Source organism: Microbispora cellulosiformans (assembly GCF_008728085.1).
GTDB classification, from domain to species: domain Bacteria; phylum Actinomycetota; class Actinomycetes; order Streptosporangiales; family Streptosporangiaceae; genus Microbispora; species Microbispora amethystogenes.
Window position 1 is genome coordinate 1 of record NZ_VYTZ01000012.1, and the last position, 19,526, is coordinate 19,526.

Here is a 19,526-nt window from a genome sequence, read left to right on the forward strand (position 1 = left end):
TCAACCGGCTCAAACGCCACCGGGCCGTCGCCACCCGCTACGACAAGCTCGCCGTGCGCTACGAAGCCACGATCCTCGTCGCCGCACTCAACGAATGGCTCTGATCGACTTTGATACAGGCCCTAGGCGACCGGGCCGCCCCACCGCCCATGACAGCCCCCGACGCAGCTCTTCTCGCCACGAGAATGTTGTGGCGGCCTGCCGGAGACGAGCCAGGCAGCGAGGAAGCGGCCGAATTGGTAGGTGCCGCGGCCGGCTACAGGCTAACGGCAGCCGAGGATTTGCTGCCCTACATCAGCCGCGCCGTCATCGCACGCGTTGAAGCGGCGATGAGGGACACGGACCTCATGAAGAAGATCGATCGTGAAGCACAGGAACTAGCTGACACCAACCACAAGCGTTGGGCTGATGCGTTCATAGGCCGCCACGCGCTGGTGGAGGACACCCTGCAACGGGCCGCAGCCGGTGGTCGCTCAGCCCTCCTTGCCGCAGGAAGACCTCCCGCCGACCCTGCCTCATGGGAGCACACGCTGGCCCACGTCTTGCTTAACGACCCCTCATTGCCTCTCGCGATCGAACGCACCCGCCAACCCCGCCCAAACATCATTGCGCCACCGGGAGCAAGAGACCCGATCTGGCTCCAAGCGCGCGATATCGCCTTAGCCGCAGGACAAGAGCGACGATCGGCCGACGCTGACCTGCTCATAACGGTGGCGTCACCAGCCCTCGAAGGCTTCTGCGGCACCGTTCCTGCCGGCCGCTTCCGTCACTGGCGGATAATCGCCTCGGTCGAGGAGCACACGGTGTTGCCGGTTTGGCCAGAGAAGACCGACCTCCTGCGACAGTCGGGCCGTGATCACGCGCTAGAACTGCGGCAGCCCGACGATTCGGCAGGACTCAATAGCCGCCCCTTCGCTAGCGATACCACAGCAAACTGGTTCGTTCCCACGCCCCCGCTGCTTAACAGCATTGCGCCCAAGACGAGCCTTCCACTGATTGGAATGGACCTTGAGGGTGACTACCTGGCCGACACGCCGAACGGCCTCGGCGTGCATAGCCCACTTCTCGTCCCGACTCTTCGGCTGAAGCTGGTACTTGGCCTTCAGCCAGGCGAGGAGCCATTCGTACTTCACGATGACACCGGACCCGCCTTGGTCATGATTACCTGGCGTAACCACTACCAGACTAGTGACTACTATCTGCCTTGGCCGCGCACTCGGGGCACGATACTGGCGGTAAGTCCAAAAGCCTTCGACAAACTCATCGCTTGGGGAGAGGGCCGTTTGGTCATTCGAGAGGTAATCCACGGAGATCCGTCGCTCGCCTACCCCACAGACCCTATATAGGGTGGAGTCCCAATATCCCAACCATTTGTATTCCTGGCCTCCTCGGCGAGGCGGGCCTCCTATTGCCCCCTAGACGTCCCCAGATCTCTTAGCTTCGATCCGAAAGACGCCTAAGCATTGATGGGCTCCGACCCCCGCACGGCTGGCTCCGCTGCTGCCGCTGTCCGCCTGCCTGCTGATTGCGAACCAGCGTACTGCTTAGGTTGTAAGAAACGGTCATACTTTTGAAAACTCACGTCACGCGGGCCTGACGACGCCGATGAACTCTCGCTCCCGGCTTGGTACACCTGCCCAGGTGTCGACGCGCACGGTGCTGCCGGTAAACGGCGCGTGGACCATGCGGGTCGCGTCGATCGCGATGCCGACATGGTGGATCGTCGCGGGGTCAGCCGGGTCGGAGGCGAAGAAGATCAGATCTCCTGGCCTTATCTGACTTCTGAGCACGTGGATCCCCGCGTTCCACTGCGCGGAGGTGTCGCCGCCGATCCGCGCCCCGGCCCTGGCCCAGGCGTATTCGGCCAGTCCGGAGCAGTCGAATCCTCGCGTTCCGGCGCCGCGACCGATGCCAAAGCTCGGTCCGGCCGGCCCGCCGCCTCCCCACGAGTACGGGGTGCCGCGCATGTGCAACGCCGCCTGAACGGCGATAATCCCGCGCTCCGCTCCAGCCAGCGCCTCTGCCGGAATCTCTCCGGACGATAGTTCCGCGCACAGACCGGCGGCCCCGGGCGGTGTTTCTCGGGGCTGCGTCGATCTCAGCTCGGACACCGAGGGACTGAGGTTGTCACAGACCGCGCTGGCCGAGATGGCCGCGTACCGCGCGCCTCCTGCCAGTCCTATGAAGAGGACAATCCCTGCCACGAGGCTGGCGCCTGCGGCGAGGATCTTCGCCAATGCGTCTTCTTCGATCAAGGGTGCTCCGCTGCGGGCTGAGGCCAGTGATCGGCGAGTTCGGCCAGGCGCAGGCGTGCTTCTCGGTGGTTATGGGGCAGCCAGATGGGGCCCTGCGGGTCAGCCCCGGCGACGGCCGTCGCGCACGGCACCCCGGTTTGAGCCGCACGGAGCTGGAGCCGGCCGTGAAGGCTGCTCTCCCTTCGCCTGGAGGCGGTCAGGAACAGTACGGGGGTGGTGATTCCGGTGGCCGCCGTCAGTGCGGCGTAGCCGTGCAGCTTGGCCAGCACCCGGTCGAGGGTCTCGGTGCCGGTGTCGTACTCGAGGAAGAAGTCGACGGTGTGGCCGTTCTCGGTCCACCTGCCGTAGGCGTCGGGGCGGACGTGCTTGCCCCACTGGGCGGCACAGCGCGTCTCTGGCCACCAGGTCTCCAGGAGGCACCCATTCGCCTCACGGGCGGCGCCGTAAAGGCGGGCGAAGACGTCGTTGACGCCGACGCTGTGGGCGAGACGCTGACTGTAGGCCACGGCCAGGGCGCGGTCGCGGCGGTAGCCGAACTCGCTCAGGTCGACGCCGTCCTCAGTGGCGAGTACGGCGGCGCCGGTTTCACCGAGCACGTAGTGCCAGGGCGCTGAACCGACGGGTGGCTTGGGCCGGAAGCGGTCCAAGACGCCGATGCGATGCAGCCTCACCAAGCGGTGCCGTGCGGTGATCGGGTTGTCGAAGGCGATGTGGGTGATCTGATGGCCGGTCAGGACCTTATGGGTCCAGACCAGGCGCAGCAGGTGGCGGTCGCGGCTGGTCAGCAGGGTGGCAAGCGAGGCCAGGACGCCCGGTGTGTAGTGCTGATTCATGTGTTCTCTCCGTTTCTGGGCCGCTGTCGTGGGTCGTTGTGCGGAAGCACTTCGGGCTGGGCGAGGGGCCGGCCGTGGGCTCTGGCGGCGGCGGCGCGGACGCGTCGTGCCAGGTCGGGGTCGGGGATGGGCAGTGGCCGGGTGCGCAAGGTGAAAGGCGGGGTCTCGGCGGAGCGGACAATCAGGCGGGCAGCGGCCTGGAAGGCGCCGAGATTGGCAAGATCGTGCCGGGTCAGGTACGGGCTGAAGTGGTGCTCAACTTCGCGGGCGTCCTCTGGCGAGAGCGAGAAGTAGATCTTGTTGCGAGCGTCGGAGCTGACCGCCTGACACAGGTCGCGGGGAAGCTGCGCCAGGTGCTGGTGGGCGAGCACCATGGAGAGCCGGTACGCGCGGGCCTCGGCGAGCATGTCCGACAGAGCGTGCGGGAGGTTCAAGAAGTTCTGCGTCTCGTCCACGTACAGCGCGGACGGCGTGCGGCTGCGGCCCAGGCGCGCGCGGTGGGAGGCGGCCTGCCAGACCTGGGCCAACAGAAGCGAGCCGAGCAGGCGTGCGGTGTCGTCGCCGAGCACGCCTTTGGGCAGCCGCGCGAGCAGGATCTTTCCGTCCAGGACGTCGCCGACGTCAAAGGTGGACTGGGCCGAGCCGAGGATGTCCCGGACGAAAGGACGGAGCAGGAACGCCCGCAGCTTGTTCATGATGGGCGCGGTGACGTGCGCTTGGGCCTGCTCGGACAGGTGCTCGTACCAGTTCCAGAATCCCAGCAGGAAAGGATCGTTGAGGCGTTCGGTGAGCTGCTTGCGGTAGAGGGGATCGGTGAGTAGCGCGGGGATGTCGGCGAGAATTCCGCCGTTGCGAGAGAGAGTGAGAGCGCAGCCGCGCAGGATGTCGTCGCTGCGTGGGCCCCAGGAATCGGCGTAAATCTTGTGGAAGATGCCGACGAGGTTGTCCACGAGAGTTTCCAGGTCTGGGCCGCTCAGCACGTTGAGTGCCGGCCGGGGTTGGCGGTCGTCCGGGTCGATCAGAGCGATGCGCTCGCCTGCTTCTTCGGGGATGAGGCCGAGCAGGTCGGCGACGAGGTCGCCCTTCGCGTCGACGACGGCGACGCCGCGCCCCGCCTGGATGTCGGAGATGATCATCTGCGCCAGCAGCGTGCTCTTGCCGGTGCCGTTCGGGCCGAGGACGTGCACGTGGTGGCAGGAATCGATCACACGCAGAGCGACCGGCCGCTCGTGACCGGCGTCGGCCAGGCCGAGCACCTTTCCGTTCTGGGCGACCTGCGGCGAAGGAGCCACCGTGTTCGCTCCGGCTCGTTGTAGCCCGGGTACGGCGGGATCCATTGGCAGATGTGCGAGTGCGGCCAGCTCGGGGACCGACAGGAGGTAGCCGCGTCCGAATCGGCGGGAGGCGAAGTGGCGAGCGGGGAGCGGCAGGCGGCGCCGCTCCAGGTGATTGTGCCCGGAGAACAGAGCGAATGCCGAAGCGATCGCATGCGCACGGCCTCGGATGATCTTCCGGCGGGCCTTGCGCGCCGCCCGGTCCTTGCCTTCGTCGCCTTGGACGGCGTAGCGGACGGCGACCTCGTACCGGGGTTGTAGGGCCTTGTCCCTCATAGCGCGGGCCTCGGCGTACTGCTCCAGACGGGCAGCGTGATCCTGTACCCCGTGGTTCGGCTTGTGGTGAGTGCGAGTCGGGCCCGGTGCGAAGAGGTCGAGTCCGGCTCGCAGCAGGAAGACAGGAATACTGCCGGCGCCGCCGGTAAGGCGGCGGCCGGTCGCGGGCCTGGCGAGAATCTGTACGGCGGAGTGCTGCCAGCCAGGCATGCCCACCGCGGCTCCGAGGAGGGCGCGGAGAGGGTCGTGGTCCTGGTCGTGCCGGAGCGGCAGCCGCTCACTGCGTGCGATCACCAAGTGTCCGCCGATGGCCTGTCCGCTGAGCGGTATCGGCGGAGCGGCCTCCACGACGGTGGTCCGGGCGGACGGCCACGCGGCTTCGATCGCGTGGTCCACCAGGTGCTGAGGGACCGTGCCGGGGACCCACATCCGGATCCGGACTCCGCCGCTGCCGAAGACGTACTCGAAGGCCAGATGCGGCTGGCCGAACAGGGTGCGCTTCCAGGCCGGGCGCAGCAATCCGAGTATGTTGCCCCACAGTGCCTCGGCACCCGCCATGTCCGCCGTGGGCGGGGCGAAGATCTCCACGCATCGTGCTCCGTTCGTCGCGGCGCGGTGGCGGAGCCGTACGACCAGGACGTGGAGCAGTTCGAGGGTGATCGCGGCGGCCGAGAGTGCGAGGGCGAGCTGCCAGACGCGGCCGTTTATCCAGGCCAGCAGCCAGTCCAGAAAGGCATCCGGGTCGTAGAGCATGCTTCACCCGCCCTGCTGGGTGATGATGAGCTGGTGCCGAGGACGGAGACACCGTGGGGGCCGTGGGAGCCGGCGTCGCTGGCCGAGGTGGTCACGCTGTTCCAGGGCTTCGCCGCTTCGTGGTGGGTGAGCGGCGGGTACGCGATAGAGCTGGCGGTCGGCCGCTCCTTCCGGGAGCACGGGGATGTGGACATCTCGGTGCTGCACCGTGACCAGTTGTCCGTGCGTGCGCTGCTGGCTGGTTGGGACGTGCATGCGGCCGATCCGCCGGGAACGCTGCGGCCGTGGCCGGTCGGTGAGGCGCTGCCGGACCATGTACACGACATCTGGGCGCGTGAGCATTCCGACGGGCCGTGGCGGTTCCAGGTGATGCTGGATGTGGCGGAGGACGACGTGTGGGTGTACCGGCGTGACGCACGGATCCGCCGCCCGCTGCCGACGCTGACAATCCGCGAGAACGGAGTCGTGCGGATCGCACCGGAGGTGCAGTTGCTGTTCAAGGCCAAGAGCCCGCGTCCGAAGGACGAGCGTGATTTCGCCGAGGTCCTGCCGACACTGGACCGCGTGCGGCGCCGCTGGCTGGATGAAGCTCTTGCGGTCGAGCAGGGTGACCACCCATGGCGTGAGCGTCTGCAGGCGAATTAGCCGCCGGCGGAATGAGATGTTCACAGGTCGTCCTCCGCGTACTCGGCGAGTTCTCGGGGCGAGGAGGTGACCAGGCGGTGTTCCTGCTCGCTCGCCAGGACCTGGAAGGCCACCCGGGACGCGCCGGAGTTCGCGGCCAGCAGGCCGAAGCCGCGCTCGGCGGAGAGTAGGAGGTGGCGTTCGCCGTCGGACAGGCCGAATGCGTCGCTGACCGCGTCGATTGCCTGGGGAGCCTGCCGCAGCAGGATCTGTGTGGCGGAGTTGGCGATGATCGCCTGGCCGATGTCGGAGCCGAGCAGGTCGGCGGCGTCCTGGGTGACCACCGACAGCCCGGCCCAGTGCTTGCGGGCCGCCTTCGCCATCCGGAGCAGGAACTTGGCGCCCTCGGGGTCCTTCAAGAGCAGCCATGCCTCGTCGACCACGACCAGGCGCGGGCGGCGGTTGCGTGGGTCGGAGACCCTTCGCCAGACGGCGTCCAGGGTGAGCAGGGTGCCGACGGCCTTAAGCTCCTCGGGCAGGTCCCGGAGGGAGAAGACGACCAGGTGGGAGTCGGGCTGGGTGGTGGTGCGGCCGTCGAAGAGCTGGCGGTGGCTGCCGGTCACGTACGGCGCGAGGCCTGCCGCTATCCCGGCGGCCTTGGGGTCGTCGTCTCTGGTAAGCGCGTTTGCCAGATCGCTCATGAGGGGAGGGCGCTTCTTCCATGTGCGCTGGTCGAAGGTGATCCCGGCCTGCTTGTAGGTGGCGAGGATCGCCCGATCGAGTGCCGCCTTACCGGCGTGGTCCAGCGGCCCGCCGAGCATGACCGCGACCAGCGTGTGCAGGAAAAGCGACCGCCGGGTCAGCGGGTCCCCGTCCCGCCGCCCCTCAAGGGGCAGGTCGAACGGGTTGAGCCGGACGTTCGGCGCGCCCAAGTGGAGGTAGGCGCCACCGAGGGCCGTGCACAGGCGGGCGTATTCGTCTTCGGGGTCGATGACCGCGACCTCGACCCCGGCGTAGAGGGATCGCAGCGCTTCCAGCTTGGCCAGATAGGACTTCCCGGCTCCGCTGCTGGCGATGATGGCCGAGTTGTGGTTGGGCTGGGCGAATCGGTCCCAGGCGACGAGGGACGGGCTGGCGGCGTTGGCGCCGTACAGGACGGCGGTCGGTCCCAGTTCGGTGGTCAGGTCCGGGCTGGTGAACGGAAACGCCGCCGCGAGCGCCGGGGTGTCGAACGTACGGTTGACGGTCAGGTTGTCAAAGGCCAGCGGCAGCGAGGACACCCAGCCCTGAAGCTGTCGGAACGCGACCTGCCGGGCATCCAGCAACAGCGACGCGGCCAGCGCTCGTACCTGCGCGCACGCCTCGTCCAGCTCATCCTGGGTGGCCGCGTGGACGGTGAGATAGATCGAGACGCGGAACAACTTGGCCTGACCGCGCGCGATGCGGGAGGCGAGATCCTGGGCGTCTTCTGCCGCGACCTCCGCTCCGGGATCCAGAAGCCGGCCGTGCTGCTGGTCGCTGCGCAGCCCGGATTCCAGACGCGCGAGCTGCTTGCGCAGCCGGTCGGCGGCGACCTGGGACGGGACCGGATCGACATGAAGCGACACATCCAGGCGACCGGGATAGGTCAGCAACGGCTCCAGCCAGCCGGGTGTGACCTCCCGCGGGTATCCGCTGATGGCCAGGGTGGCGCACAGACCGCCGCTTACTCGAAGGTCCCGCGGCCGGACCTGGATCGCGTCCGGCCCGAACCTGGTGGCGAGGGCCGTGCGCCTGTGTGGGAACAGCTTCACTGGTGTCCTCCTGTCCTGATGACCTCGCCCGGGGTCGCGAGTTGGTCGGTGGATAGCAGCGGGCCGGCGGGGTCGAAGCAGGAGGCGAGCAACGCCCGTGTGGCCGGGGCGTCCAGCGGGCGGACGGTGAGTCCGCAGCCCGCCAACAATCGGGCGGCCTCCTCCAGGCGGCGCAGCGCCCGGGCCGATGCCGCGTCCCGGCCGCCCGCTTCGGCGCAGGGCTCCCTAACGATCAGCAGGACTTGGCGGCGCAGCAGGTCGTGCCGGACCGAAAGGCCGGTGAGGAAGGCCGCGTGCTCGTGCGCGGCGGCCGTCAGCGCGGGGTGAGAAAGCGCACGAGCGTTGTCCACCAAGCTGTTGATCGCCTCGCTGAGGTCCACCGGCGCGGCACGGATGAGGATCTGGACCGGGCCGGACAGTGAGTTGAGCCAGCGGCCGAACCCCGAGACGAGGGCGTCCTGCTCGTCCGGTGTCCGAAGGGCGAAGCTGACCGTGGACACCTCCGCCAGGGCGGCAACTCCGTCTGGCCCGAGATCGATGAGCCCGTCATCGGCCACTCCTCGCGCGGGAAGGTGCAGCGGTGCCGGCCGGGGAACGGACCTGGCGGCTATCCAGGCGGGATCCGAAGGAATGCTCTCCGATGCGGAGACCAGATCCTTCCGAGAACGCTGGTGGCGGAGCGCGGCCAGCACGTATCGGTCGAGACTCACACCGTCACGCCGTCCGACCGCCAGCAGGATGCCGGTCAGCGCGATCGGCAGGGCCCCGACGCCGTACATCACCAGAGGCACGTGCTCTCCGAGGAGCATGTAGGCGGCGTACAGCAGGCCCGCGGAGCCTCCGAGGATGGCCACCTGACGGGCGGTGAAGCCGCCGACGATCCGGTCCTCCTGGTCCACATCGGCGGGGATGCGTACCGGCTGCACCCAGCTCATCGGTTGTCACCACCCCCGGGCGGGCGTCCATGCCGCTGCGGCCCACGACGGCCAGGGTTCTGGGGGCGGTCGAATCCGCCGGGAGCCGACGCACCGGGTGCCTGGACTGGCCGTCCAGAGGTCGATGGAGTGGATTGGGTGCGGAGCCAGTACATCTGCGCGAGCCCTGCCGGGCCGTTCGCGTAGTAGATCTCGCGCGGGTAGCCATACACGGGCACGGTGGGGGGAATCGGTACCGACGGCCGCAGCGGCATTGGGTACCTGCCCTGACCCGGTGGCGAGGACGGGGCATGCTTGACCGGCCCGGGCTGCCAGTTGCCAGGATCGCCGGGACGGCGAGCCACCCCGGGCGCGTGGTGGGCCTGGCCGGTGCCGCCCCTGGCCGCGGAGGCGGTGGTCGCTGTGGTAGAGGCAGCCGTACCGGCGGGACCTGCGGCGAGCGTGGGCAGCGCCCTGCTCGCCATCGCGAAGGTCGCACCCTTGGCCCTGCCTGAACCCCTGCCGCCGCGTGCACCTCTGCCGAGGTGCAGAGCGTTCATGACCGGAGAGGTGAGCTTGTAGGCCAAGGCGTACTTGACGATCCGCGTGACCGTTGAGCCACGGCCGGCGGTCTGGGCGAAAACGCGCCGGGAAACCCAGCCCGGGATGCGCACCAAGATGATCAGCAGGCACAGGACGAGGACCAGATTCACGAGCTGCCCGGTCGGCATCAGCCCGAGCAGGAGACGGCCGTCCTGGTTGAAGAAGATCCGTACCGCCATGACCAGCGTGAGCGACTGAGCCACCTGCACGATCAACAGCCCCGTGAAGGCTCGCCACCAGAACCGGGCCAGCCCGTCGGTGTACGGCAGCGCCAGGCAGGCCAGAGCGAGCGGCGCGGCGACCACCAGCAGCACTATCAGCGCGGCCCGCATGACGAACGCGATCAGCAACAGGATCAGCAAGATGACCGCGACCAGCGCGAGCAGAATGTAGAAGATCTCCTGCTGGCCGGGGACGACAACCAGGAGGCGCAGGGTCGCCGCCGCGCGCCTTTCATCGAAGTCCTGGCCGAGCAGCGCGTGTGACAGGGTGTTGGCAAGTTCGATGGCCTTGCCGCAGATGCCGAAGCTGACGTTGACGGCCAAGACCGCGACGAACAGGCGCGGCAGGACCTCTTTGACCGCGTATCGGGTCTGGACCGTCTCATGCCCCATCGCGGTGATCGCACCGATCGTGGCCAGCAGGACGAATCCGGTGTTCGCGATGGCCGCGGTCGCTTTCCACAGGTCGAAGACCCTGCCGTTGCCGGACACGTCCGGGGTCGCCAGCAGTGTCGCGGCTAGCACGTCCAGCAGCGGTTTGATCGCGAGCGCGACCAGATTGGCGAACCAGGAATTGATCTGGCCGTTGATCCAGTCGCCGATGCCGAATCCGAATCCGGGACTGTCGACCGGGATGTCGACTGGTCCGGGCAGCGACGGTGAGGGCGAAGGAGACGGCACTGGAGTGGCGCTCGCGGTTGCCGCCATGGCGGCAACCGACACCGTGACGACGGCCGCCGTGATGACCAGTAGCACGGCCGTGCGTGGCAATGAGAGGCGAACGACTGCCGCACCGGCAACGGGCCGAGAAATGGCGGCAGCGCGGAACGAGGCGTCGGGCCGACTGACGTTGGCTGAGCCGGTGACCCTGGGTCGGGACGAGGAAGCCATCGCTCTCACCCCACGACGCGCTTGAGGATGCTCACGAAGAGCGGAGCCAGCACGGCCAGCGCGTAGCCGAAGGCTGCCGCCTTCAACGCCGCTTTGGCCTTCTGGACCTCGCCGGGATCACCGCCGGCGACGAGGTAGCGAAGCCCGCCGATGGTCAGCATCAGCGTGGCCAGCGTCGCCAGCAGGCCGATCAGCCAGTTGCGTAGGTTCGTGAAGACCGCATTGAGATCCGACGGAGCGGCGGCCACCGGGGAAGCCGCGAAGGCGGCGGTTGCCACTGCGGCAATAACGAGGATGGCGATTGCCGCAGTGGCCAGGCCCCAGGCGGCGATCCCCCGCGAGGATGGTCTCCTGCGGCAGGGACGGCTGCCGCTGGCATGCCGTACCGGGTGCCGCTGCCGGGCGGCCCGGTGACAGCGGGCCACGACTGAGGGGTGGTTGGGAGAGAACCGCGCGGAGCCAGGGGTTGTGTCCCTGCCTCCCTTCGGGTCGGTTGCTGTTTGCGCATCCGGAGTTCCCTGGCTCCGCGCGGAAGCCGAGTGCGCTTCTCCCGGGATCGGAGAAGCGGTCAGGGGAAAGGTGGCGGGTTCGGATTCCTCCCGCCGCAGGACGTTGATCAGTGGCAGCTCCCGGCGGTTCTGCTGCCCGCTGACCGGGCCACGGTCCCGCAGCGGCACGTCCTCAAGCCGCGTCAGGCTGATCAACTCGGCGTCGAGCCCGCTGAGTACGCCTTGGGCCACCGCGTCGATCAGCACCAGATCGGGGTGGTACCAGGGACGCGGGGGAGGCATCGGCTCGCCGGCCGCACAACGGCGCTCGGCCGTGGCCTCGATGTGACGGCGGGTGCGCTCACCCGCGAAGCGGGCTGCCTCGCACAGCCGAGCGCGGATGTGGGGCAGGGCGGTGTCCACACGATGCAGGGATCGCAGGAAGCCCGCCATGATCGCGATATCGACGTCCACGGGGTCTCCGCGGACCAGGTCGCGGGCCAGCGCTATCGCGATCGTGCGCAGGGCCGGCATGGCCATGCCGACGGCCGCGACCGTCCAGGTCGAGCCGGCCTGTTGGGCGCGTGCGACCAGCTCCCGCCAGACAGCATCCCGCGCCTCGTCAGTGACGGTCCTGCTTGTGAGTAGCACGCGCAGCTCCCGCAGGCAGACCGGCCCCCGGGGCAGGCCGGGGGCGAGTGCCGTGCAGTCCAGAGACAAGGCGCCCGGGCCGACAGTCAGCAACCGGAATGACGTCTCCGCGGTGTCCAGGGGTGATTCGGTGAGGCGATGCGCGCTCATGTCGTGCTCCGGGTCGAGAAGGAGTTCGTGGTCTCGAAACCGGTGTACGCACCGCCTCAGAAACGGCTCAGAGAAAAGCTGGGTAGTCGCTCAGGAATTTCTCAGAGCCTCGGCATCCTGAGTAACTCGGCGGCTTCTGAGCGCGACCTCCTGAGCTCAGCCGCCCGGCTTCTGAGCAGACTCTGAGCCTGCTGCTTACCTGGTCACACGCCACGGAGCCGTGCTCACGGCCTCGGCGGCCCGCATCCGGAAAACGTGTCCCGACAAATCAATGGAGAAAAGGAATGGCATCCAGAAGAACGCCGGCAGCGGCGGCCTAGCCACAACGAAAAAGCCGCGTCTGCTGATTTCGCCGGTCGCGGTACAAACCGCGCGGGCGTTCACCGCCTGGACGCACCGCTACCTCGCCCCACCGGCCGCGGCGGAGTTCGTCATCGGTGTCCAGACCAGCAACACAACCCTGGTCGGCGTCGCCTTCGTCGACAGGCCCACCTTCTGGGTCTTCGACGACGGCAGCACGGCAGAGCTCGTCTGCCTGTCCACTGATGGCACGCCCAACGCCTGCTCGGCCCTGCTGGGTGCCGCCTGGCGGACCGCCCAGGCTCAGGGCTATCGGCGTCTGCTCGCCTACACCCGTATCGACGAGCCCGGCACCAGCCTTTGCGCGGCCGGCTTCCGGCTGGTCCCCAGCCCGCTCGGATGGGACACCAGCCGTACCGGCGAGGTCGCCCGCGTCCTGTGGGAGATCCGGGTCGCCGGAGGTCGCGCATGAGTGAGCTGCGTGAGCCGTACTGGCGCGACGAGCACGCGACGATCTACCACGGGGACGCGCGTGCGGTGCTGGCCGAGATGGATGAGGGCTCGGTGGACTGCATCGTCACCAGCCCGCCGTACTGGGGCCTCCGGTACTACTGCGAGGGCCAGTACGGGCAGGAGCCCACGCCGGAGGCGTACGTGGAGAACCTCGGGGCCACCTTCGCCGAGGCCCGGAGGGTTCTCGCCGATGACGGCACCTGCTGGCTGAACCTCGGGGACTGCTACGCGGCCAACTCCGACGGCTGGGCGCGGGGCAGGGACTACAACCCGCGCCAGCCCGAGGTACGGCCCAAGGCCCGGCTGGCCGTACCGCCGAAGAACCTGCTCGGCATGCCGTGGCGGGTTGCCTTCGCCCTGCAGGAGGACGGCTGGATCCTCCGCAACGCCATCGTGTGGAGCAAGCCGAACGCGATGCCGCAGTCCGTCCGGGACCGGATGTCCAACCGGTACGAGCTGATCTTCCTGCTCGTCAAACAGCAGCGGTACTGGTTCGACCTCGACCCGGTCCGTCAGCCCTACACCGGCGACCGACCGATCAGCAGACGGGCACGCTCCGGGGGCAACAAGCCGAACAGCATCACAACGGCCTGGCCTCCGAGCGGCAAGTACGGGGAGGAGTCGGCCGGCCCACGGCACGGCGCGGCAATGCGACCCACAGGTGCACGGCATGCCGCCGCGCACCCCAACGGCAGGAACCCCGGGGACGTCTGGTCGATCCCCACCCGGCCACTGCGGGCGGCGCACTTCGCGGCGTTCCCGGTCGACATTCCGCTCAGGGCCATTGCCGCCGGCTGCCGCCCCGGCGGCACCGTGCTGGACCCGTTTACCGGCAGCGGCACCACCGGCATCGCCGCGCGGCAGATCGGGCGGAGGTTCGTCGGCATCGAGCTCAATGCCGACTACTGCGAACTCGCCCGAACCCGGCTCCTCGTCACTCAAGACGAAGGCACTCCCGGCAGGAGGAGAGGGTGACCGGGCAGCCACAAAGGGCCTGCTCAGAGCCTCCCGAACCAGCCTCAGCGGCGTACTCTGCAGGGCCCGGAAGGGCGAGTCGGGCAGCCGGTCCTCTGATTACTGTGGATGAAGAGCCTCGTCCGGCAGCCGAGGGTTCATCTGCACGGTCAGGGACGGCAGAGCCGCAGCCGCTGACGATCGAATATCAGGTCGTCACGCTTTCCGGGGAGCAGGGCAGAGGACTGCGGGCCACCCAGGCGCGTGCCATCTACAAGATCCTGCTCTGGATGACCGCTGAGGATGCAAGGGGGTAAGGCTGGTGGGCGGATGGGAGAGCAAGGCACGCGAGGACCCCTTCGACGGGCTACGTGTCGCTTGGTGCGGACGAACCTCGACCGAGGATCTACAGGACCCGACGCTCTCTCTGCCTCGTCAGCTCAGCAACAGCCGGGCGGCATTGCCGCCCGGCGCCCTGATCGTCGCTCACTTCTACGACATCGAGTCGGGCCGCAAGAACCTGGAAGACCGCGGCCACAGCACCGCCCACGAGCGCTTCACGATTCCCATTCCTCGGGATGGCGGGATTCAGGACCTGCTGGCGGAAGCCGCCCGGCCGAACCGCCGGTTCGACGCGGTCATTTGCGAGTCCATCGACCGGATCTCTCGCCGCACGTTCTATGGGACGAAGATCGAGCATGAGCTCGAACAACTCGGGGTCGCTCTCTTCGCGGCCGACGAGCCGATCACGCTCAACGGCAAACGTGCCACGGCCATCCTCACCCGCCGGGTCAAGCAGGGCATCGCCGAGTGGTACGCCGTCCAGATGATGGAGGCGTCCTGGGACGGCCTCCGCACCCATACCCAACAGGGCTGGAACATCGGGCGCCCTCCGTACGGCTACCAGGCGGAGAAGGTCCCGCATCCGGTCCCGGCCAAGGCGGCGGACGGCAAGAGCAAGACCAGGTTGGTGCCCGACCCGCTGCGTGGCCCTGCCGTCACGCAGATCTTCGTATGGCGGGTGATGGAACGGCTGGGGTATGGCGACATCGCCGATCGGCTCAACGCGGACCATGAGCGCTATCCACCGCCTGAGTCGCTGAACCCGAACTTCCGGGGACGTAATTCCTGGTCTCGGTCCGGGATCCGGGAGATCCTGCTCAACCCGAAGTACACCGGTTACATGGTGTGGAATCGGAAGGCAACCACCAGCCGCCGAGGCACGAACCGCAGCATGCTGAACCCTCCCAGCGCCTGGGTCTGGTCCGAGCAGCCGACCCATGAGCCTCTGGTCACCCGGGAGATCTACGAGAGCGCCCAGAAGGTCGGCCGGACGCGCAACACGTCGCGTTCCGGTGCTCAGCTCAACAGGCACTCGCAGGCGCGCCGAACGTACCTGCTGCGTTCCTTCGTCCATTGCGATCTTTGTGACCGGCGCATGTTCGGCCAGACCGAGACGCGCCGCAAGGCCCAGGACGCCTACTACGTGTGCCAGCCCGACCGTAACCATCACGGCCGGGAGGACCGTTTCCCTGGCCACCCAAAGGTTGTCCGCGTTCGCGAAGACATGCTTGTTGACGCAGTTCATGATCTGTTTCAACGACGCGTCTTCGGCCAACAGCGGCATGAGCTTCTCGCCGCCGACCTGCCGGAGAACAGCCGCCAGGCGGAGGAGGAGTGGGAGTCTCGGTGCCGTGCGCTCAAGAAGAGCATCACCGAGATCACGCGGAAGCAGGACAGGCTGATCGCTCAGATCGAGGACACCGACGCGGACGACGCGTTCTGCCAACGTCTGCGGGCCCGCTTCACGGAGCTGGAAGGCGAGCGCCGGACCAAGGCGGAGGAGCTTGCCGATGCCGAGGGGAATCCGCCCGCGCGCGACCACCAAACCGACCTGCTCCACATGATCCCCATGCTGCAGACGAAGATCGCTGAGCTGCCCGAAGAGCTCCAGCGCGAGCTGTTCACGGCCTTCCATCTGGAGATCCGCCATGACGCCGGCCGTGGGGTGGCGTTGATCCGAATCACTCTGGACCACGAGACGATCAAAGGAGTCGCGGCGATGGCAGAAGAACTTCCCGGAAACGAAAACAGGCGCCTGCCGGAGGCAGGCGCCTGTGCCGAAGATTTGGTGAGTGCCCCCGGCAGGATTCGAACCTGCGGCACCCGCTTTAGGAGAGCGGTGCTCTATCCCCTGAGCTACGGAGGCAAGTGTGCGGTAGTAAGCCTAGCGAAAGGTTGGGGCGCTCGCGCCTCCACCCGGGGGTGCGGTGGAGAAGTGGGTGGTCATCGGTTGGCCGACCTGCGGTAAAGGCATGGCAACTCGGCGTCGTTGGCACCAGGAAGCCCCCTTACTGTCGCTGGCTGTGACCGTAACGCGACGCGGATCCCTGCGGCGGCGATCGATGACGCTCGTCGCGGCGATGATTGCGCCAGGGATCCTTGCTTCAGGCTTGCTTGTGGCCGATCTCGCGGGCTACGGGGAACGTACGCGGAGCGGCTTGGCGGATGAGGCTCAGAACGTGCTCGCCGAGCCTGCCGGCGGTGTACGGAGTGCCGGGCCGGGGCTGTCCGCCGAGGCGGCGTCGGGAGCGCGGCCGTTCGCGGACGCCGGACGGGCCGCGCAGACGGCAAAAACGGTACTGGAGCCGACGCCGGTGCCCGAGCCGTACGGGCCGGCGCGTCGTTATGAGGGGCTGGTGCGGCTTCCCGCTGTTCCCGCGCCGGTTGTCCGGCGGGTCTGGAAGGCCGTCCCTCGGGAGACACCGGAGAAAGGGCGGCCCATCGAACGGCCTGAACCAAGGGAGGAGCGCCCGGCGTGTGCTCCGGAGTGGGAGGGCACGTGGCTCTGGGATGCCTGCCGGGAGGGCGGCGGGCAGTAGTCGTACGAGCTGGAAAGGCGCAAACGCGACGTGATCGGTCGATAGCGCTTGGGCGAACCCGGGCACCGGCGCACCGGACGCTGTAGTAACGTGCGTCCCTGACCCAGGTCACGAGTTCGCAAACGGGGGAGTCGGGCGTGTCATCTCCTCGGTCGGCCGGGCTGATCGCGGTCGTCACGGTGATGACCTCGCTCACCGGTGCCTCCACGGCCGCGGCGGCATCAGCGCGTACGACAGGCGCGAGCGCCCCTACCGACGCCGCTGTCTGGGCGGGCGAGCTTGGCAAGGAGCCCACCTCCCTGACCGAGCTGCGGCGTGAGGCCCAGAAGGCCTACAAGTCGATCGAGGACGCGAACCGGGCGCTGGTGGCGCGGCAGAAGAAGTTCGCGGGCGTGGAGAAGGAGCTCGCGGGCAAGCTCACTCGTCTCCAGCAGGCCACGGCCGAGCTCAACAAGCTGCGCAAGCCGTTGTCCGACCTGGCGGCGTCGCTCTACCAGGATCCCTCGGTCGCGGGCCTCAGCCCGTTCATCGCCGGCGGGGACGGCACGGCCATCCTGCGCAGGATGAGCGACATGCAGCACCTGGTCGCCGGACACAACACCGTCCTCAGCGAGGCGTCGAAGCTGCTCGAAGGTCAGCAGCGGCTCGCGCAGGAGGCGCAGGAGCTGCGGGCGGCCAGCCTGCTCCAGGAGGCGCAGCTCAGCGCGCAGGTCACCATCATGCGCAAGCGCTCCACGACGCTGGTCCGGTCGCTGACCAGAGCGCTGGTCAAGCTGGGCGTGAAGATCGGCCAGGGGACGGAGGGCGCGGGCGGCTGCGATCCCACCCGCATCGCGCAGGCGGAGCAGTATCCGAACGGCCTTCTCCCCAAGAACATCCTGTGCCCGCTCCCGCAAGCCGGGGAGACCCTGCGGGCGGACGCGGCGATCGCCTTCGCCGACCTCAACCTCGCCTACAAGAAGCGCTTCGGCACGCCGATGTGCATCTCCGACAGCTACCGCAGCCTCGGGGAGCAGCAGGCCGTCTACTACCGGCGGCCCGGGTTCGCGGCCACGCCGGGCAAGAGCAACCACGGGCTGGGGCTCGCCGTCGACCTCTGCGGCGGCGTGCAGAGCTTCCGGTCCGCCCAGTTCAACTGGCTTGAGGCCAACGGCAAGAAGTTCGGCTGGTTCCACCCCGACTGGGCTTATCACAGCCCCTTCGAGCCGTGGCACTGGGAGTACGACCCCAAGCTCGGATCACTCCTGCCTTAACCTCGCTCAGCGGGGGTGGATGGTCACCGAGAGTCTGCCCTGTGCCTGGGCCTGGGCGAGCCCGGCGGCCTGGGCGGGGGTGGTGGCCAGCACGAGCAGTCCTCCGCCGTCTGTGGAACCGGGCGGCCGGGCGATCACCCGGACCTGCTGGGCGACCGTCCGGGCCTCGAAGGGGCCGTCCTCGTACGCCGCCAGGACGTCGATCACGTCCCCCGGCGACAGCAGCCGGGCGGCGCCCGGGTCCGCGATCCGGACCGGCGTCGCGACCGAGTCCGGCGATCCGGAGAACCGGAACAGGCCCGGCCCGAGGAGGCGCGCGTCGGTGAGCGGCTCGCCCCGGCGCAGCGGGCCCGCGACCACCCTGCCGGTCACCGGGGAGCCCGCCGCGTACGCCCCGGCGGGCACGGCGTCGGGCGGCAGCCGTACGACCATCACGTCGGAGGCGGTCAGCCTGCCTCCGGCGAGGTCGCGGGCGGCGGCGAGGACCTCCACGCCCCGCGGCGCCCGTACGGCCGACAGCGCGCACGCCGCCGCGAGCCCGGCGAGGATCGCGGCGAGCGCACGGCGACGGCGCACCGGAAGCCGTTTCAGGGCGCGCATGACGACCCGACCATCAGGGGAGATCGATCGGGAGCTTGATGCCGTCGAGGGCGTTGCCGCAGGGGCAGGGGCGCTCCTCCGGCAGGGCCTCCACGACCTGGGAGACCAGCGTGCGCATCCGCTCCACGTTGGCCGCGAAGAAGGCCAGCACCTCCTCGTGGGTGACCCCTTCGCCCGCCTCGACGCCGGCGTCGTGGTCGGTGACGAGGGCGAGGGTCGTGTAGCAGAGGGCCAGCTCGCGGGCGAGGACCGCCTCGGGGTGCCCGGTCATGCCGATGATCGACCAGCCCGCACCTGCGTACCACTGCGACTCGGCGCGGGTGGAGAAGCGGGGACCCTCGATCACGACCAGCGTGCCGCCGTCCACCGTGTCCCAGCCGGTGTCGCGGGCTGTGGTCGCGGCGGTGGCCCGGCCGGTGGGGCAGTAGGGGTCGGAGAACGACACGTGGACGGCGCCGCCCGCGTCGTAATAGGTCTGCTCGCGGCTCTGGGTGCGGTCCACGAGCTGGTCGGGGATCACGAGGGCGCCCGGGCCGATCTCGGGGCGCAGGGACCCGACCGCGCTGGGCGCGAGGACCTGCCGGACGCCGAGGGACCGCAGGGCCCACATGTTCGCCCGATAGGGGATGCGGTGGGGAGGATACGTGTGGCCGCGGCCGTGCCGGGGGATGAACGCGACGGACCTGCCGCCGATGCGGCCCACGGAGATCGTGTCACTGGGCGGGCCGTACGGCGTCGTCACGTCGACCTCGTGGGCGTCCTCCAGCAGGGAGTAGAGCCCGGATCCGCCGATGACGCCGATGTCTGCGCGATTGACCATGGGGCCGACCCTAGCGAACGGCGCCGTGCCTCCGGCGCGGTCCGGCGGCCCCTGTGGACAACCTCAGAAACCTCAGGCGGCGGCGGTCGATCCCGACGAGGAGGTGCTCGTCGACGTGCTGGTCGAGGCGGTCTCCTTCTTCGCGGCGGCACCCGAACCGCCCGAGTCGCCGGAGCCGTTGGAGTCGGCGGACTTCGACGGCGTCGTCGTGCTGGACGTGGTCGTCGACGAGCTCGACGAACGGCTGTCGGTCCGGTAGAAGCCGGAGCCCTTGAACACGATGCCGACGGCGGAGAACACCTTGCGCAGCTTGCCCTGGCAGGCCGGGCACTCCGTGAGCGGGTCGTCAGAGAACTTCTGAACGGCCTCCAGCTGCTCCCCGCAAGCGGTACAGGCGTACTGGTAGGTGGGCACTCGC

The 19,526-nt window shown here is 68.6% G+C and carries 15 protein-coding genes, 1 tRNA gene and 1 pseudogene; 6 read left to right on the forward strand and 11 right to left on the reverse strand.

All coding sequences use genetic code 11. The features are described 5' to 3' along the window. Positions 1-149: 149 nt before the first annotated feature. The gene (locus tag F5972_RS27725; protein WP_150937444.1) at positions 150-1,346 is read left to right on the forward strand and encodes a hypothetical protein; all 1,197 of its coding nucleotides are present in this window, start codon (positions 150-152) and stop codon (positions 1,344-1,346) included. Between the two features lie 237 nt (positions 1,347-1,583). Here the strand turns inward: F5972_RS27725 and F5972_RS27730 are convergent, their stop codons facing one another. The 3 genes from F5972_RS27730 to F5972_RS27740 are packed head-to-tail and all read right to left on the reverse strand — an operon-like array spanning position 1,584 to position 5,286. Next, positions 1,584-2,255 (reverse strand): C40 family peptidase, encoded by a 672-nt coding sequence (locus F5972_RS27730; protein ID WP_150937446.1) that lies wholly within the window; start codon positions 2,253-2,255, stop codon positions 1,584-1,586. Further along, the gene (locus F5972_RS27735; protein ID WP_111700462.1) at positions 2,252-3,088 is read right to left on the reverse strand and encodes a replication-relaxation family protein; all 837 of its coding nucleotides are present in this window, start codon (positions 3,086-3,088) and stop codon (positions 2,252-2,254) included. The genes F5972_RS27730 and F5972_RS27735 overlap by 4 nt, the downstream gene beginning before the upstream one ends. After that, positions 3,085-5,286 (reverse strand): type IV secretory system conjugative DNA transfer family protein, encoded by a 2,202-nt coding sequence (locus tag F5972_RS27740; RefSeq protein WP_191910342.1) that lies wholly within the window; start codon positions 5,284-5,286, stop codon positions 3,085-3,087. Before F5972_RS27740 ends, F5972_RS27735 begins: the two co-directional genes overlap by 4 nt. 51 nt (positions 5,287-5,337) lie before the next feature. Between F5972_RS27740 and F5972_RS27745 the strand changes: the two genes are divergently transcribed. Beyond that, positions 5,338-6,096, forward strand: a complete 759-nt coding sequence (locus tag F5972_RS27745) for a nucleotidyltransferase domain-containing protein (protein ID WP_225311954.1) — start codon at positions 5,338-5,340, stop codon at positions 6,094-6,096. 20 nt (positions 6,097-6,116) lie between these two features. Here the strand turns inward: F5972_RS27745 and F5972_RS27750 are convergent, their stop codons facing one another. The 4 genes from F5972_RS27750 to F5972_RS38405 form a co-directional block, all read right to left on the reverse strand. Then, a complete protein-coding gene (locus F5972_RS27750) occupies positions 6,117-7,868 on the reverse strand; it encodes a VirB4 family type IV secretion system protein (protein WP_150937453.1) in 1,752 nt (583 codons plus the stop codon). Then, on the reverse strand, positions 7,865-8,803 hold the full coding sequence (locus F5972_RS27755; RefSeq protein ID WP_150937455.1) for a PrgI family protein: 939 nt from the start codon (positions 8,801-8,803) through the stop codon (positions 7,865-7,867). The genes F5972_RS27750 and F5972_RS27755 overlap by 4 nt, the downstream gene beginning before the upstream one ends. Then, positions 8,800-10,362 (reverse strand): conjugal transfer protein TrbL family protein, encoded by a 1,563-nt coding sequence (locus F5972_RS27760; RefSeq protein ID WP_150937457.1) that lies wholly within the window; start codon positions 10,360-10,362, stop codon positions 8,800-8,802. Before F5972_RS27760 ends, F5972_RS27755 begins: the two co-directional genes overlap by 4 nt. A 140-nt stretch (positions 10,363-10,502) precedes the next feature. Further along, positions 10,503-11,786, reverse strand: a complete 1,284-nt coding sequence (locus F5972_RS38405) for a hypothetical protein (RefSeq protein ID WP_225311955.1) — start codon at positions 11,784-11,786, stop codon at positions 10,503-10,505. A 220-nt stretch (positions 11,787-12,006) separates the two neighbouring features. Between F5972_RS38405 and F5972_RS27770 the strand changes: the two genes are divergently transcribed. The 3 genes and pseudogenes from F5972_RS27770 to F5972_RS39490 all read left to right on the forward strand — a co-directional run. Further along, the gene (locus F5972_RS27770; protein WP_150937459.1) at positions 12,007-12,558 is read left to right on the forward strand and encodes an XF1762 family protein; all 552 of its coding nucleotides are present in this window, start codon (positions 12,007-12,009) and stop codon (positions 12,556-12,558) included. Next, positions 12,555-13,574 (forward strand): DNA-methyltransferase, encoded by a 1,020-nt coding sequence (locus tag F5972_RS27775; protein ID WP_318527638.1) that lies wholly within the window; start codon positions 12,555-12,557, stop codon positions 13,572-13,574. The genes F5972_RS27770 and F5972_RS27775 overlap by 4 nt, the downstream gene beginning before the upstream one ends. Before the next feature lie 301 nt (positions 13,575-13,875). After that, positions 13,876-14,820: pseudogene (locus F5972_RS39490) on the forward strand (recombinase family protein); the annotation flags it as partial. An 869-nt stretch (positions 14,821-15,689) separates the two neighbouring features. On the opposite strand, the gene F5972_RS27785 reads toward F5972_RS39490, so the two are convergent. Continuing rightward, a tRNA-Arg gene (locus F5972_RS27785) sits at positions 15,690-15,762 on the reverse strand. A gap of 810 nt (positions 15,763-16,572) precedes the next feature. On the opposite strand from F5972_RS27785, the gene F5972_RS27790 reads away from it, so the two are divergent. Continuing rightward, the gene (locus F5972_RS27790) at positions 16,573-17,688 is read left to right on the forward strand and encodes a D-alanyl-D-alanine carboxypeptidase family protein (protein ID WP_150937461.1); all 1,116 of its coding nucleotides are present in this window, start codon (positions 16,573-16,575) and stop codon (positions 17,686-17,688) included. A gap of 6 nt (positions 17,689-17,694) precedes the next feature. Here the strand turns inward: F5972_RS27790 and cpaB are convergent, their stop codons facing one another. The 3 genes from cpaB to F5972_RS27805 form a co-directional block, all read right to left on the reverse strand. After that, positions 17,695-18,288, reverse strand: a complete 594-nt coding sequence (gene cpaB, locus F5972_RS27795; RefSeq protein WP_150937462.1) for a Flp pilus assembly protein CpaB — start codon at positions 18,286-18,288, stop codon at positions 17,695-17,697. Between the two features lie 13 nt (positions 18,289-18,301). Beyond that, positions 18,302-19,108 carry an S-methyl-5'-thioadenosine phosphorylase gene (locus F5972_RS27800; protein WP_150937464.1) on the reverse strand — a complete coding sequence of 269 codons (807 nt, stop codon included), beginning with the start codon at positions 19,106-19,108 and terminating at the stop codon, positions 18,302-18,304. Positions 19,109-19,180: 72 nt separating this feature from the next. Further along, complete coding sequence (locus F5972_RS27805) at positions 19,181-19,522, reverse strand: FmdB family zinc ribbon protein (protein ID WP_150937466.1); 342 nt, start codon at positions 19,520-19,522, stop codon at positions 19,181-19,183. Between the last annotated feature and the right edge of the window lie 4 nt (positions 19,523-19,526).